At 67.0% G+C, this 14,586-nt stretch carries 12 protein-coding genes and 1 riboswitch; of the genes, 7 read left to right on the top strand and 5 right to left on the bottom strand.

Going from position 1 to position 14,586, the window contains the following annotated elements; all coding sequences use genetic code 11:
• Nucleotides 1–138 precede the first annotated feature (138 nt).
• The 3 genes from parA (at nucleotide 139) to gltX (ending at nucleotide 2,959) form a co-directional block, all read left to right on the top strand.
• Nucleotides 139–777: a ParA family partition ATPase gene (gene parA / locus ACGRVM_RS09600; protein ID WP_377170467.1), complete on the top strand. Its 639-nt coding sequence runs from the start codon at nucleotides 139–141 to the stop codon at nucleotides 775–777.
• Nucleotides 778–871: 94 nt separating this feature from the next.
• Nucleotides 872–1,570, top strand: a complete 699-nt coding sequence (locus tag ACGRVM_RS09595; protein ID WP_377170469.1) for an NYN domain-containing protein — start codon at nucleotides 872–874, stop codon at nucleotides 1,568–1,570.
• 63 nt (nucleotides 1,571–1,633) lie between these two features.
• Entirely contained in the window at nucleotides 1,634–2,959 is a 1,326-nt protein-coding gene (gene gltX, locus ACGRVM_RS09590; protein WP_377170471.1) for a glutamate--tRNA ligase, read from the top strand.
• Between the two features lie 39 nt (nucleotides 2,960–2,998).
• Here gltX and ACGRVM_RS09585 read toward each other — a convergent pair whose 3' ends face one another.
• A complete protein-coding gene (locus tag ACGRVM_RS09585; protein WP_377170473.1) occupies nucleotides 2,999–3,580 on the bottom strand; it encodes a gamma-glutamylcyclotransferase family protein in 582 nt (193 codons plus the stop codon).
• Nucleotides 3,581–3,686: 106 nt separating this feature from the next.
• Nucleotides 3,687–3,773: riboswitch (glycine riboswitch) on the top strand.
• Nucleotides 3,774–3,949: 176 nt separating this feature from the next.
• Between ACGRVM_RS09585 and gcvT the strand changes: the two genes are divergently transcribed.
• The 3 genes from gcvT (at nucleotide 3,950) to gcvP (ending at nucleotide 8,417) form a co-directional block, all read left to right on the top strand.
• Entirely contained in the window at nucleotides 3,950–5,074 is a 1,125-nt protein-coding gene (gcvT, locus tag ACGRVM_RS09580; protein WP_377170475.1) for a glycine cleavage system aminomethyltransferase GcvT, read from the top strand.
• A gap of 21 nt (nucleotides 5,075–5,095) precedes the next feature.
• Nucleotides 5,096–5,455, top strand: a complete 360-nt coding sequence (gcvH, locus tag ACGRVM_RS09575; RefSeq protein WP_377170477.1) for a glycine cleavage system protein GcvH — start codon at nucleotides 5,096–5,098, stop codon at nucleotides 5,453–5,455.
• 112 nt (nucleotides 5,456–5,567) lie between these two features.
• Nucleotides 5,568–8,417: an aminomethyl-transferring glycine dehydrogenase gene (gene gcvP, locus ACGRVM_RS09570; protein ID WP_377170479.1), complete on the top strand. Its 2,850-nt coding sequence runs from the start codon at nucleotides 5,568–5,570 to the stop codon at nucleotides 8,415–8,417.
• Between the two features lie 54 nt (nucleotides 8,418–8,471).
• On the opposite strand, the gene ACGRVM_RS09565 is transcribed toward gcvP, so the two are convergent.
• Both ACGRVM_RS09565 and ACGRVM_RS09560 read right to left on the bottom strand, forming a co-directional pair.
• Nucleotides 8,472–10,982, bottom strand: coding sequence for an ABC transporter permease (locus tag ACGRVM_RS09565; protein ID WP_377170481.1), 2,511 nt, complete (start codon nucleotides 10,980–10,982; stop codon nucleotides 8,472–8,474).
• Nucleotides 10,979–11,647 carry an ABC transporter ATP-binding protein gene (locus tag ACGRVM_RS09560; protein WP_377170483.1) on the bottom strand — a complete coding sequence of 223 codons (669 nt, stop codon included), beginning with the start codon at nucleotides 11,645–11,647 and terminating at the stop codon, nucleotides 10,979–10,981. Before ACGRVM_RS09560 ends, ACGRVM_RS09565 begins: the two co-directional genes overlap by 4 nt.
• Before the next feature lie 63 nt (nucleotides 11,648–11,710).
• Here ACGRVM_RS09560 and ACGRVM_RS09555 point away from each other — a divergent pair, with 63 nt between their 5' ends.
• Nucleotides 11,711–12,373 (top strand): arylesterase, encoded by a 663-nt coding sequence (locus ACGRVM_RS09555; protein ID WP_377170485.1) that lies wholly within the window; start codon nucleotides 11,711–11,713, stop codon nucleotides 12,371–12,373.
• A 78-nt stretch (nucleotides 12,374–12,451) separates the two neighbouring features.
• On the opposite strand, the gene ACGRVM_RS09550 is transcribed toward ACGRVM_RS09555, so the two are convergent.
• Both ACGRVM_RS09550 and ettA read right to left on the bottom strand, forming a co-directional pair.
• Nucleotides 12,452–12,658 (bottom strand): cold-shock protein, encoded by a 207-nt coding sequence (locus ACGRVM_RS09550; RefSeq protein WP_377170487.1) that lies wholly within the window; start codon nucleotides 12,656–12,658, stop codon nucleotides 12,452–12,454.
• Nucleotides 12,659–12,869: 211 nt separating this feature from the next.
• Nucleotides 12,870–14,519 (bottom strand): energy-dependent translational throttle protein EttA, encoded by a 1,650-nt coding sequence (ettA, locus tag ACGRVM_RS09545; RefSeq protein WP_377170489.1) that lies wholly within the window; start codon nucleotides 14,517–14,519, stop codon nucleotides 12,870–12,872.
• Nucleotides 14,520–14,586 lie beyond the last annotated feature (67 nt).

Raw genomic sequence — 14,586 nt, 5'->3', positions numbered from 1 at the left:
CCAGAAATACCCAAGGCCGCCGCCCAAGGCCAGCCCCGAGGCGCCGCGTGGCCTCCGCTGACGCAGCGGCAAGAGCGCTAGTGCCTTCCGCGCCGATTCGTGCGATGCTGCGGCGCAGCACAACCTTTGGAGGCGGACATGACCGGCAGGATTATCACCATCGCCCAGCAGAAGGGCGGCTCGGGCAAGACGACCGTGACGGCCAATCTCGCGGCGGAACTCGCCGCGCGCGGCCACAAGGTGGCGCTGATCGATACCGACCCACAAGGCAGCCTCGGGCGCTGGTTCATGACACGGCGCGAGGCGATGGCGCATCCCGGCCTCGAATTCTCCACCTCCTCGGCCTGGGGTGTCGATTACGAGGCGGGCAAGCTCGCGGACGGGCATGATTTCGTGCTGGTCGACACGCCGCCCAAGGCCGACAGCGATCTGCGCCCGGCGCTGCGCGCCGCCGATCTGGTGCTGGTCCCCGTCGCCACGAGTCATGTCGATCTCTGGGCCACGGAAAGCGTGCTCGATCTGGCCTCGCGCGCCGGAACCCCGGCGATGATCGTTCTCAACCGCACCCGCGCGGGCACGCGCCTCGGGGCCGAGATCGCCGAGGAGGCCGCGAAGGTCGACGCGGCGCTGGCGGGCGCGGCGCTCGCCAACCGCATCGCCTATGCCGAAACGCTCGGGCGCGGGCAGGCGGTGCGCGATGCCGCACCCAAGGGGCCCGCCGCCGCCGAGGTCGCCGCGCTGGCGGACGATGTTCTGGCCCATCTGCACCGGGCGTAGGATCCGGCTTCATCTTGGCGAAAATACTCATTCGCCCGCGCCGCCTTTCGCCGCGCGCGCAGATAGGGCATGAAGGACCGCAAAGGAGCCCATCATGCGCGACAGCACCCCTCTTCTCGCCGTCCTCATCGACGCCGACAACACCTCGCCCCGCTGGACCAAGGCTATCTTCGACGAGATCGCGGGCATCGGCGAGGCCTCCGTGCGCCGCTGCTACGGTGATTTCTCGTCCCAGCAGATGAGCGGCTGGAACAAGGTGCAGGCCGAGTTCGGGCTTGTCCCGCACCATCAGCCGGCCAACACGGTGGGCAAGAACGCGAGCGATATCGCACTGGTGATCGACGCGATGGACCTCATGCATTCGGGCCGCTTCGACGGGTTCGTGCTGGTCTCGTCGGACAGCGATTTCACCCGGCTGGCCAGCCGCATCCGCGAGCAGGGGCTGGACGTCTTCGGCATCGGCGCGAAGAAAACGCCCGAGGCGTTCCGCAAGGCCTGCAAGCGGTTCATCTATCTGGAAAACCTCGGCGGCGCGCCGGAGGAGGAGCCGGCCAAGCCCTCGACCGCCAATCTCAACGAAGCGCGCGACATGCTCTTCAAGGCGATGGACAGCATCGATCAGGATAGCGACTGGTATGCGCTGGGCCGGCTCGGCCAGCAGATGACCACCGCAAACCCCGATTTCGACACGCGCAGCTACGGGCACAAGAAGCTGAGCGATCTCATCGCGGCGATCAAGGTGCTCGAGACGCGGCGCGAGGGCAATCAGCTCATGGTGCGGCGGCGCGACTGAGCGCCCAATCTGGACAAGCCACGCCCCCTGTGACACATCGTGGCCGACCAAGGAGCCGCGCCCATGACCATCACCCGTTTCGCCCCGTCGCCCACCGGCTACATCCATGTCGGCAACCTGCGCACCGCGCTGATGAACTGGCTCATCGCGCGCAAAGCGGGCGGCACCTTCATCCTGCGCATCGACGATACCGATCCCGTGCGCTCGAAGGAGGAATATGTCGACGGTCTGAAATACGACCTCGAATGGCTGGGCCTGACATGGGACCGTGTCGAGCGTCAGTCCGAGCGGCTCGATCGCTATCACGAGGCCGCCGACCGCTTGCGCGACATGGGCCGCTTCTACGAGGCGTTCGAGACGCCGACCGAGCTCGATCTCAAGCGCAAGAAACAGCTCAACATGGGCCGCCCGCCGGTCTATGACCGTGCGGCGCTGGCGCTGAGCGAGGCCGAGAAGGACCGCCTGCGCGACGAGCGCGGCCCCGGCGTCTGGCGCTTCAAGCTCGATCAGGAGCGGATCGAGTGGACCGACGGCATTCTCGGCCCGATCAGCATCGACGCCGCCTCGGTCAGCGATCCGGTCCTCATTCGCGGCGACGGGCAGGTGCTCTACACGCTGGCCTCGGTCGTCGACGACACCGAAATGGGCGTCACCGATATCGTGCGTGGCTCGGACCACGTGACCAATACCGCGACGCAGATCCAGATCATCGACGCGCTGGGCGGGCATGTGCCCAATTTCGCGCATCATTCGCTGCTGACAGGCCCGCAGGGCGAGTCGCTCTCGAAGCGGCTCGGCACGCTGTCCCTGCGCGATCTGCGCGCGGCGGGCATCCAGCCGGCGGCGCTTTTGAGTCTCATGGCGCGCCTCGGCTCGGCCGATCCGGTCGAGCTGCGCACCGACATGCAAGAGCTGCTGGATGGGTTCGATATCTCGCGCTTCGGCTCCGCACCGACGAAATTCGACGTGAACGATCTCTACCCGCTGACCGCGCATTACCTGCAAGGGCTGGACTACGCCTCGGTCGAGGGCCGCATCCGCGAGCTGGGCGTGCCCGACGATCTCGCGCCGCTCTTCTGGCAGGTGACGCGCGACAACATCACCACGCTGGGCGATCTCGATGCCTGGTGGGCGATGTTCCGCGACGGGGCCGAGCCCGCGATTGACGACGAGGACGCGGAGTTCGTGGCCGTGGCGATGACGCTCCTGCCCGAAGGCCCGCTCGACGAGACAAGCTGGAGTTCCTGGACGACCGCCGTCAAGGAAGAGACCGGCCGCAAGGGCAAGGGGCTTTTCATGCCGCTGCGCAAGGCGCTGACCGGGCAGGCGCATGGGCCGGAGATGGCGCAGGTGCTGCCGCTTCTTCAGGTCATCCGCGCGCGGGGGTAGGCGCGGCGCCTTCGGGGCAGCGATCCGGGGCGACGCCCCTCACGCCTTCCGCATCCGCACAGGCAGATCAGCCAGCCCCGCATCCACGACCTCGGTCTCGGAGGGCGTGAGGCGGCAGGCCCGCGGATACTGCGGCGCCGCGCGGTCATCGAGCACATCGACCTCCCAGCCATCGGTCGTCTCGAAGAAATGCCGCGCGCCGTCCGGGCCGAATTCGCGCAGATAGCCTTGGATCACCACGTCGATATAGCTCAGGAGCAGATGGTGCCCACGCTCCTCGGCCTTGTGAGGTGCGGCATAGCCCGGCACGGCATAGACGGCGATCTGCGGGCGGTGGGGCAGGGGATGCTCGATCATATGCGCCGCGGGCACCCGGTCATAGGCCCCCTCGCGCAGATCGAGCGCGTGCCAATCGGCATCGGGCACCGGCGCGATCAGACCGTCGATGGCGGTGCCTTCGTCCTGCACGACCGAAAGATACGCGACCTCGCGCAGATTGGTAGGCCGCCAGCGCCGCCGCCAGCCCTTCAGCCGTGCGGGATGCGCCTCCTTGAAGGCGTGCGTGTCGCGGTTGACGAGGCTGCCATAGCCAAAGAAATAGGCGTGGGATGCGGTTTCCATGCCGCGTTTCTGCCCGAGCGCCGGTCCGAGCGCAACTGGGCGCCTCCCATGTCGCCTCCGAGAAAACCCCTCTTGCCGCGCGCCGGGCGGTATACTACCGTCCACATAGATTGAATCGGGAGAACTGGCACCGGCCAGTGCCGAAGGAGCAACCGCCCCGGAAACTCTCAGGCGACAGGACCTTTTCGATCGACAGGACTCTGGAGAGACCCGCGTGTGAGGCGACTTGCGCGGGGGCGCCGAAGGGATAGCGATCTCAGGCGAAAGGACAGAGGGGGCATCGTGGCGCAGCCTGAACAGGGCTTATGCGTCTTTGCGATGCCGCAGTTGATTTCCCATCGACCCGGCAGCCATGGCAGGAGGGCCGGTATGAGCGATCTGAAGGCGACGGTGCTGAACGCGCTGCATCGCGAGCTGGGGGCCAAGATGGTGCCTTTCGCGGGCTACGAGATGCCCGTGCAATACCCGATGGGCGTGATGAAGGAGCATCTGCATTGCCGCGCGCATGCGGGCCTTTTCGATGTGAGCCATATGGGCCAGGTCATCGTGCGCGCACCCGGCGGCTATGCCGAGGTCGCCGAGGCGATGGAGCGTCTCGTGCCCGTCGATGTGGCGGGCCTCGCCGATGGACGGCAACGCTACGCGATGTTCACCAATGACGAGGGCGGCATCGAGGACGATCTGATGCTGGCACGCCGGGGCGAGGATCTGTTCGTCGTCGTCAACGCGGCCTGCAAGGAGGCCGATATTCACCGCATGACGACCGGCATGCCCGGCTGCGACGTGCTGCCCGTGGCGGAGCGCGCGCTTTTGGCATTGCAAGGCCCGGCCGCCGCGCTCGCGCTCGATGCCGTGGCGCCGGGGGCGGGCGAGATGCGTTTCATGGACATCGCCAAGCTGAACAGCGACTGGGGTGAGCTTTGGCTCTCGCGCTCGGGCTATACCGGCGAGGACGGCTTCGAGATTTCGGTCGAGGAGGACCATGCGGAGGAGTTCGCCCGCGCGCTGCTCGATCTCGACGCGGTGGCGCCCATCGGTCTCGGCGCGCGCGACAGCTTGCGCCTCGAGGCGGGGCTCTGCCTTTATGGCCACGATATCGACAGCGGCACGACGCCCGTCGAGGCGAGCCTCGGCTGGGCCATCCAGAAGGTCCGCCGCAGCGGCGGCGACCGCGAGGGCGGCTTTCCGGGCGGCGAGGTGATCCTGCGCCAGTTGGCCGAAGGCACCGAGCGCTGCCGCGTGGGCCTGCGCCCCGAGGGCCGCGCGCCGATGCGCGAGGGCACCGAGCTTTATGCCGATGCGACCGGCGGCACGCCCATCGGCACCGTCACCTCCGGCGCATACGGTCCGACCATCGAAGCGCCCATGTCGATGGGCTATGTGCCCGCCGATCTGGCGGCCTCCGGCACGACGGTCTATGGCGACGTCCGGGGCAAGCGCATGGCGGCGCGCGTCACGGCGCTGCCCTTCACACCCGCGAATTTCAAACGCTGATACCTCAGGGAGATCCCAGGCATGAAATACACCGAAGAACATGAATGGCTGCGCGTCGAGGATGACGTGATCGTCGTCGGCATCACCGAACATGCCGCCGAACAGCTGGGCGATATCGTCTTCATCGAACTGCCCGAGGTGGGCAGCGAGGTGGCCAAGGACGACGAGGTCGTCGTGATCGAGAGCGTCAAGGCGGCGAGCGACATCCTCGCCCCGATCGACGGCGAGATCGTCGAGGTCAACGAGGCGCTGGTCGACTCGCCCAGCACCGTCAACGACGACGCCATCGGCAACGGCTGGTTCTTCAAGATGAAGACCGACGACATGAGCCAGCTCGACGACATGATGGACGAGGCTGCCTACAAGAAATTCGTGGGCTGACCCGTCCGGCCCCTGCCTGAGAAGCTTTCCGGCAAGGGCGTTCACGACACGACGAAAGACGGGCGGGGCGACATCGCGGCCTGCCCGCACCCCCGACATGATGGAGTGTGACATGGCGTTCGAGCCCACCGACTACCTGCCTTATGACTTCGCCAACCGGCGCCATATCGGTCCCTCGCCCGAGGAAATGGCCGAGATGCTGAAGGTGCTGGGCGCCGAGAGCCTCGATGCGCTGATCGACGAGACGGTGCCGAAGGCGATCCGCCAGAAGGCGCCGCTCGATTTCGGTAAGGCGAAGTCCGAGCGCGAGCTGCTCCATCACATGCGGCGCGTCGCAGGCAAGAACAAGGTTCTGGTGAGCCTGATCGGGCAGGGCTATCACGGCACCGTCACGCCGCCCGCCATCCAGCGCAACATCTTCGAAAACCCGGCCTGGTACACGGCCTACACGCCCTATCAGCCCGAGATCAGCCAGGGCCGCCTCGAGGCACTGCTGAATTTCCAGACGATGGTGTCGGACCTCACCGGCCTCGAGATCGCCAACGCATCCCTTCTGGACGAGGCGACCGCCTGCGCAGAGGCGATGACCACCGCGCAGCGCGTGGCCAAGTCGAAGCAAAAGGCCTTCTTTGTAGACCGCGATTGCCACCCGCAGAACATCGCGCTCGTCCAGACGCGAGCGGCGCCCCTGGGGATCGAGGTGATCGTCGGCAATCCCGACAAGATGGATGCCAGCCAGGTCTTTGGCGCGCTTTTCCAGTATCCCGGCACTTATGGCCATGTCCGCGATTTCACCGATCATATCGCCGCGCTGCACGAGCATGGCGCGATCGGCATCGTCTCGGCCGATCCGCTGGCGCTGACCCTGCTAAAAGAGCCGGGCGCGATGGATGCCGATATCGCCGTGGGCTCGACCCAGCGTTTCGGCGTGCCTCTGGGCTATGGCGGCCCTTACGCCGCCTACATGGCCTGCCGCGATGCCTACAAGCGCGCGATGCCGGGCCGCATCGTGGGCGTTTCCATCGACAGCCACGGCAATCGCGCCTACCGCCTCAGCCTGCAAACCCGCGAGCAGCATATCCGCCGCGAGAAGGCCACCAGCAATGTCTGCACCGCGCAGGCGCTTCTGGCGGTGATGGCGTCGATGTATGCCGTCTTTCACGGGCCGAAGGGCCTCAAGGCCATCGCGCAGCGCATCCACCGCAAGACGGTGCGCCTCGCCAAGGGGTTGGAGGCCGCGGGCTTTCAGGTGGATCCCAAGGCGTTCTTCGACACGATCACCGTCGATGTCGGCCCGCTTCAGGCCGCCGTTCTGAAATCGGCCGTGGACGAAGGGATCAACCTGCGCCGCGTCGGCGAGACGCGCGTCGGAATTTCCCTCGACGAGTGCACGCGCCCGCAGAATATCGAGAGCGTCTGGCGCGCCTTCGGCATCACCGAGCATGACGACGATTTCACGCCCGAATACCGCGTGCCGGAGAACATGCACCGCACGAGCGATTACCTGACGCATCCGGTCTTTCACATGAACCGGGCCGAGACCGAGATGATGCGCTACATGCGCCGTCTCGCGGATCGCGACCTCGCGCTCGACCGCGCGATGATCCCGCTCGGCTCCTGCACGATGAAGCTGAACTCGGCGGCCGAGATGATGCCGGTGAGTTGGCGCGAATTCAGCCGGATGCATCCGTTCGTACCCAAGGATCAGGCCGAGGGCTATCACGAGCTGATCGATGATCTGAGCGCGAAGCTATGCGATATCACCGGCTATGACGCCATCTCGATGCAGCCCAATTCGGGCGCGCAGGGGGAATATGCGGGCCTTTTGAGCATTGCCGCCTATCACCGCGCGAACGGCGATCACGACCGCAATGTCTGCCTCATCCCGAACAATGCGCATGGCACGAACCCCGCCTCGGCGCAGATGGTGGGCTGGAAGGTGGTCCCCGTGAAATGCGACGCGCGCGGCGATATCGATCTGGAGGATTTCCGCGAGAAAGCCGGCAAGTACAGCGAGACTCTGGCCGGCTGCATGATCACCTATCCCAGCACGCATGGCGTCTTCGAGGAGACGGTGATCGAGGTCTGCAAGATCACGCATGAGCATGGCGGCCAGGTCTATATCGACGGGGCCAACATGAACGCGATGGTGGGCCTCTCGCGCCCCGGCGATCTGGGCGGCGACGTGAGCCATCTCAACTTGCACAAGACCTTCTGCATCCCGCATGGCGGCGGCGGTCCCGGCATGGGGCCGATCGGCGTCAAGAAGCACCTGATCCCGCATCTGCCGGGCCATCCGCATACGGGCGGCGACGAGGGGCCGGTGAGCGCCGCGCCCTTCGGCTCGCCCTCGCTCCTGCCGATTTCCTGGGCCTATATCCTGATGATGGGCGGCGAGGGGCTGACGCAAGCGACGCGGGTGGCCATCCTCAACGCCAACTACATCGCGAAGCGGCTCGAGGGCGCTTATGATGTGCTCTACAAGGGCGAGAACGGGCGCGTGGCGCATGAGTGCATTCTCGACACCCGGCCCTTCGCCGAGGGCGCGCATGTCACCGTGGACGACATCGCCAAGCGGCTGATCGATTGCGGCTTTCACGCCCCGACGATGAGCTGGCCCGTGGCCGGAACGCTGATGGTGGAGCCGACCGAGAGCGAGACCAAGGCCGAGCTCGATCGCTTCTGCGACGCGATGCTGGCGATCCGGGACGAGATCCGCGACATCGAGGAAGGCCGGATCGACGCGGAGAACAACCCGCTCAAGAACGCGCCGCACACGATGGAGGATCTGGTCAAGGACTGGGACCGGCCCTACAGCCGCGAGCAGGGCTGCTTCCCGCCGGGCGCCTTCCGTGTGGACAAGTATTGGCCGTCGGTCAACCGGGTGGACAATGTCTATGGCGACCGGAACCTCGTCTGCACCTGCCCGCCGATGGAGGATTACGCCGAAGCGGCGGAGTAATGTCTCGAGATGCCGGCATGAAGCGGGCCCCGATGCGGGGCCCGCTTTTTCGTGTCACTCCCGGGCGCGCAGCACGCGTGCGGGGCGCGCGGCGAGCGGGCGCAGCGCGAAGGCGAGGCCGGTCAGCAGCGTCACCAGAACGCCCGCGCCGATGATGACCAGCGCCGACGGCCAGAGGATGCTGTATTTCACCTCCATCACGTAATGGCTGACCGCCCAGCCCCCGAGCGCGCCCGCCCCGAGCGCCACGATCCCCGCCGCCGCCCCGAGAAGAAGCGCGCGTAGTGCGAGGCTCGCGAGGATGCGCGCGCGCGAGGCGCCCAGCGTCTTGAGCACCGCCGCCTCGAAAATGCGCGCGTTCTGATCCGCCGCCGCCGCGCCGATCAGCACCAGAAAGCCCGTCAGAAGCGTGGCCGACGCGCCCCATGACGTGGCTGCGGCCAGCCCCTTGAGCAATTCGCCGACGCGGTCGATGGCCTCCTTGACGGGAATGCCGGTCACGTTGGGATAGGTCTCGGACACGGCGCGCAAGAGCCGCGCCTCGGCGCCCGCATCCGCATAGACGGTCGACAGGATGCTGTGCGGCGCGCGCTCGAGCGCGGCGGGGTTCATCACGATGACGAAGCCGATGCCAGCGGTCGAGAAATCGACGTCGCGCAGGCTGGTGATTTCGGCGGTGATGTCGCGGCCGAGCACGTTGACGGTGATCTCGTCCCCGATGCCGACACCCATCTCGAGCGCTTCCTCCTCGGCGAAGCTGATCTGGGGCGGGCCGTCATAGTCCTCGGGCCACCACTCCCCCGCCGTGACGGTGCCGTCGGGTGCGGCGGCATAGCTGATGCCCCGGTCGCCGCTGACGACCCAGTGATCGCCCGCGACCTCGCGCGCGTCGCGCCCGTTGATCTGCGTGACGACGCCGCGCAGCATGGGGGCGGTGTCGACGCGGGTCACATCCGGATCAGCCTCGGTCAGCTCGAGAAAGCCGTCCATCTGGTCGGGTTGCAGATCGACGAAGAAGAAGGACGGCGCGCGCTCGGGCAGGTTGCCGGTAATCGCGCCGCGCAGCGTGCCGTCGATCTGGCCCACGGCGGCCAGCACCGTCAGGCCGAGGCCGAGCGCGAGCATCGTGGGGGCCGCCGTGCTGCGCGGCCCGCCGATCGCGGCGAGCGCCCAGCCGAGCGCGGGGCGTCCGTAGCCCAGACCTCTTGCGAGGCGGGCGAGCGCCTGCACGCCCCACGCGGCGAGCCACAGGAGCGCCAGCGCGCCCAGAATGCCGCCCGCCGTCCAGAGCGTCAGCCGCAGGTTGCCCGAGAAGAGCACCGCCGCGAGCAGAAGAAGGCCGGTGAGCAGCGCGATGATCGCCAGCATCTGCCAGCGCGGCAGACGCCGCCCGCCGGTGCCGCCATCGCGAAAGAGGCTGGCCGCGCGGATCTCCTCGATCCTCGATAGCGGCGCGATGGTGAAGATCAGAACCGCCAGCGCGCCGTAGATCGCGGCCTCGGCCATCGGCTGCGCGTAGAAGCCGAAGGCGGCGGGCACCGGCAGTCGCGCCTCGATGATCGGCGAGAGCGCCACGGGCACGCCCGCCCCCAGAAGGATGCCGAGCGCGAGGCCGAGCCCGCCGAGCGCGCCGATCTGAAGGAAATAGGTGGCCATGACCGTGCCGCGATCCGCGCCGAGCGTGCGCAGCGTGGCGATGGTCGCGGTCTTGCGGGCGAGATAGGCGCGCACCGCCGAGGAGATGCCGACGCCGCCCACCGCGAGGCCGCTCAGCCCCACGAGGACCAGAAAGGCGCCCAGCCGGTTCACGAATTCCGAGATGCCGGGGGCGCCCTCGCGCGCGTCCTGCCACTCGATCCCGCTGGTGCCGAGCGCGCTCTGCGCCTCGGCCTCGAGCGCGGCGAGGTCCGTGCCCTCGGGCAGATCGAGGCGGTAATCCGTCGAGAAGAGCGTGCCCTCCTGCAAGAGGCCCGAGGCCTGAAGCGCCTCGGTGCGCACCAAGGTGCGCGGGCCGAGCGCGAACCCCGCGGCGGCGCCGTCGGGCTCGTCGACGAGCGCGGCCATCAGAACGAAATCCTGCGTGCCGAGGCGGAAGCTGTCGCCGATCTCGAGCGCAAGGCGCGCGATGAGATCGGGCGCCATGACCGCGCCGGGCAGTGCGCCGCTCCCGTCCAGCGCCTCGGGCAGGGGCATCGCGGGATCGAGGCCGACATCGCCCAGAAGCGGATAGGCGGCATCGACGGCCTTCACTTGCGTCAGCGCGCGGTCGTCGCCCACCACCGCCATCGAGCGGAAATCGACGACTTCCGACACGGCCTCGGCATTGGCCGCCATCCATGCGCGCTCGTCTTCGGTGGCGAAGCGGTAGGTCAGCCCGATCTCGGCATCGCCGCCCAGAAGCTCGGCACCCTTCTCGGAGAGACCCGCCTCGATACTGGCGCGGATCGTGCCGACGGCGGCGATCGCGGCCACGCCGAGGATGATGCAGCCCAGAAGGATGCGGAACCCGGCGAGACCTCCGCGAAGCTCGCGCGCGGCCAGTTTGGCGGCGATCCTGAGGTTCATGCGATGCGCCCGTCCGAGAGCGATACGGTCCTGTCGCAGCGCGCAGCGAGGTCGTGATCGTGCGTCACCATGATGAGCGTCGCGCCATGCTCGGCCCTCAGGGCGAAGAGCAGGTCCATGATCGCGCCGCCGCTCGTGCTGTCGAGATTGCCCGTCGGCTCGTCGGCGAGAATGAGGCGCGGGGCGGGTGCGGTGGCGCGGGCGAGCGCCGTGCGCTGCTGCTCGCCGCCCGACATCTGCGAGGGGTAATGCCCCGCGCGGTGCGCGAGGCCGACCGCCTCGAGCTGCGCCGCGGCCCGCGCGCCCGCATCCTTGATGCCGGCAAGCTCCAGCGGCACCGCGACGTTCTCGAGCGCGGTGAGCGTCGGGATGAGGTGGAAGGACTGGAAGACCACGCCCATATGCCCGCGCCTGAGCCGCGCCAGCGCGTCTTCGCTCAGCTCGTTCAGATCCTGGCCCAGCGCCGTCACCCGACCCGACGTGGCCCGCTCGAGCCCGCCCATGAGCATCAGGAGCGACGACTTGCCCGACCCCGACGGCCCGACAAGAGCCAGCGTCTCGCCCTCGGCGACATCCAGCGTTATCCCATGCAGGATCTCGACGTCGCCGGTGCCGGATCTAAGTGTAAGCCCAGCATGATCGAGCGACACGATTGGAGAGGTCATAGGATGCGCCTGAAATTAGGAAGTTTCTTGGGATATGGGGCCTTGGCCGCAGGGGGCAAGGCTTTGGCGCTTGCGGTTTTGATGGGGTTCGGCGCCATGGTGGCGGCCGAGGAGGCCGCGCCGAACGAAGTGCGCGTCATGACCTTCGGAGACAGCCTGACGGCGGGCTACGGCCTGCCGCGCGAAGACGGGTTCGCGGCGCAGCTCAGCGTCTGGCTGCGGGAGAACGGAACGCCGGACGGCGTGCCGGTACGCATCCTCAACGGCTCGGTTTCGGGCAGCACCACGGCGGGCGGCGTGCGCCGCCTCGATTGGGCGCTCGGCGATGATCCCGACGCGATGATCCTCGAGCTTGGCGGCAACGATCTGCTGCGCGGCACCGATCCGTCCGAGACGCGTGCCAATCTCGACACGATCCTCGCGCGCGCGACCGAGGAGGGCATCGAGGTGCTGCTCGTCGGGCTGGTCGCCAAGGACAATTACGGGCCGGAATATCGCGAGGCGTTCAATTCCATCTTCCCCGATCTGGCCGAGAAATACGATGTGCCCTTGCAGGTCGATTTCTTCGGCGCTCTGCCGGAAAAAAGCTCGGATCAGGTGCCTTACCTGCAAAGTGACGGAACGCACCCCAACGCGCGCGGCATCGCCGAGGTCGTGGCCGATATGGGTCCGCGCGTGCAGGCGCTGATCTCGGACGTTCTGAAGGACCGTGCGGCGGCCCGGTGAGCCGGGCGCCCGCGACATCAGGCGCCGGACACAAAAAGGGGCCCCGCGGGGCCCCGATTCACCACTTATAACGCAGGCTCAGGCCAGAACGATGTTCGACGCCGACTCGCGGCCGTCACGGCCGGCTTCGATGTCGAAGGTCACTTTCTGGTCGTCTGCGAGGCCGGTCAGACCCGCGCGCTCGACTGCGGAGATGTGGACGAAAACGTCCTTGCCGCCGCCATCGGGCGCGATGAAGCCGTAGCCTTTAGTTGCGTTGAACCATTTCACGGTGCCAGTGGCCATATCCGTAACTCCTTCATTTCGCTGCCCGCGTCAGTGCGGCAGCCCGGCTAGTCAGTGCAAGATCGAGTGCCTGAGCCGTAAGGAGCAGATGGTCGATAGTGGTAACGTCGCGCCTCTCAGATACGCGCATTCGCGTGAATTTGCAAGAGCGTTGGAGGGCAGGGCATGCGGCGCCCCCGTGCGAGGCGGGGGCGCCGGGATCGCGGCAGGATCAGCGCGCGAATTTCTTGTGCTTGGATTTCGAGGGCTCGCTGTCGCCCATGCGGCGGATCTTGTCCTCCTCGTAATCCTCGAAATTCCCCTCGAACCATTCGACATGGCCGTCGCCCTCGAAGGCGAGCATATGGGTGCAGATCCGGTCGAGGAAAAAGCGGTCGTGGCTGATGACCACGGCGCAGCCCGCGAAATCGACCAGCGCATCCTCGAGCGCGCGGAGCGTCTCGACATCGAGATCGTTCGTCGGCTCGTCAAGGAGCAGCACGTTGCCGCCCGAGCGCAGAAGGCGCGCCATGTGCACGCGGTTGCGCTCGCCGCCCGAGAGGAGCGAGACCTTCTTCTGCTGGTCGCTGCCCTTGAAGTTGAAGGCGCCGCAATAGGCGCGCGCATTCACTTCGGCGTCGCCCAGCTTGATGATGTCCTGCCCGTCCGCGATGGCCTCCCAGACGTTCTCGTCGGGCTTCAGATCGTCGCGCGACTGATCGACATAGCTCAGATCGACGGTCGTCCCCAATTCGATCGTCCCTTCGTCGGGCTGCTCCTGCCCGGTGATCATCTTGAAGAGCGTCGACTTGCCCGCGCCGTTGGGGCCGATCACGCCGACGATGCCGCCGGGCGGCAGCGAGAAGCTGAGATTGTCGATCAGCTTGCGATCCCCGAAGGACTTGCTGAGATTGTTGACCTCGATCACCTTCGAGCCGAGGCGCTGCCCGTTCGGAATGACGATCTGCGCCTTCGTCAGCTTCTCGCGCTCGGACTGGTCGGCCAGCTCGTTATAGGACTTGATCCGGGCCTTCGACTTGGCCTGACGCGCCTTGGCGCCCTGCCGCATCCAGGCGAGTTCGCGCTCGAGCGTCTTTTGCTTGGACTTGTCCTCGCGCGCCTCCTGCAACAGGCGCTTGGCCTTCTGCTCGACCCAGCTCGAATAGTTGCCCTCGTAGGGAATGCCGCGGCCGCGGTCGAGCTCGAGAATCCAGCCGGTGATGCTGTCGAGGAAATAGCGGTCATGGGTGACGATCAGGATCGTGCCCTTGTAGTCGATGAGGTGCTGTTGCAGCCACGCGATGGTCTCGGCGTCGAGATGGTTGGTCGGCTCGTCGAGGAGAAGCATGTCGGGCGCTTCGAGCAGGAGCTTGCAGAGCGCGACGCGGCGGCGCTCACCGCCCGAAAGGCCGGTGATCGCGGCGTCGCCCGGCGGGCAGCCCAAAGCCTCCATCGACACGTCGATCTGGCTGTCGAGATCCCACAGGTTGTCGCTGTCGATCTCGTCTTGAAGCGCGGCCATCTCGTCGGCGGTTTCGTCCGAATAGTTCATCGCCAGCTCGTTGAACCGCTCGAGCTTGGCCTTCTTGGCGGCGACGCCCAGCATGACGTTCTCGCGCACGGTCAGGCTCTCGTCGAGCTGCGGCTCCTGCGGAAGATAGCCGACGGTCGCGTCCTTGGCCGCCCATGCCTCGCCCTGAAAATCCTTATCGATGCCGGCCATGATCTTCATCAGCGTCGACTTGCCCGAGCCGTTGACGCCGACGACGCCGATCTTGACCCCGGGCAGGAAGCTCAGATGGATGTTCTCGAAGCATTTCTTGCCGCCGGGATAGGCTTTGGAGACGCCCTGCATGTGATAGACATATTGATTGGCAGCCATGACGCACCTCTTTGATCTGATGAACGGGCGCAGCCGCCCGGCATTGCGGCGCCCGCGCCGGGGCGGC

This window comes from Roseovarius aquimarinus, from assembly GCF_043661195.1.
Lineage (GTDB): Bacteria > Pseudomonadota > Alphaproteobacteria > Rhodobacterales > Rhodobacteraceae > Roseovarius > Roseovarius aquimarinus.
The sequence above is the reverse complement of the archived record's forward strand: the minus strand, read 5'-3'. Positions and strand labels throughout refer to the sequence as shown.

Bases quoted from the DNA above. Each gene is read 5' to 3' on its own strand.
- ACGRVM_RS09565 (WP_377170481.1), bottom strand. From the start codon at position 10,982: ATGAACCTCAGGATCGCCGCCAAACTGGCCGCGCGCGAGCTTCGCGGA.
- gcvT (WP_377170475.1), top strand. From the start codon at position 3,950: ATGAGCGATCTGAAGGCGACGGTGCTGAACGCGCTGCATCGCGAGCTG.
- ACGRVM_RS09550 (WP_377170487.1), bottom strand. From the start codon at position 12,658: ATGGCCACTGGCACCGTGAAATGGTTCAACGCAACTAAAGGCTACGGC.
- gcvH (WP_377170477.1), top strand. From the start codon at position 5,096: ATGAAATACACCGAAGAACATGAATGGCTGCGCGTCGAGGATGACGTG.
- ACGRVM_RS09560 (WP_377170483.1), bottom strand. From the start codon at position 11,647: ATGACCTCTCCAATCGTGTCGCTCGATCATGCTGGGCTTACACTTAGA.
- ACGRVM_RS09595 (WP_377170469.1), top strand. From the start codon at position 872: ATGCGCGACAGCACCCCTCTTCTCGCCGTCCTCATCGACGCCGACAAC.
- ACGRVM_RS09585 (WP_377170473.1), bottom strand. From the start codon at position 3,580: ATGGAAACCGCATCCCACGCCTATTTCTTTGGCTATGGCAGCCTCGTC.
- parA (WP_377170467.1), top strand. From the start codon at position 139: ATGACCGGCAGGATTATCACCATCGCCCAGCAGAAGGGCGGCTCGGGC.
- gltX (WP_377170471.1), top strand. From the start codon at position 1,634: ATGACCATCACCCGTTTCGCCCCGTCGCCCACCGGCTACATCCATGTC.
- gcvP (WP_377170479.1), top strand. From the start codon at position 5,568: ATGGCGTTCGAGCCCACCGACTACCTGCCTTATGACTTCGCCAACCGG.
- ettA (WP_377170489.1), bottom strand. From the start codon at position 14,519: ATGGCTGCCAATCAATATGTCTATCACATGCAGGGCGTCTCCAAAGCC.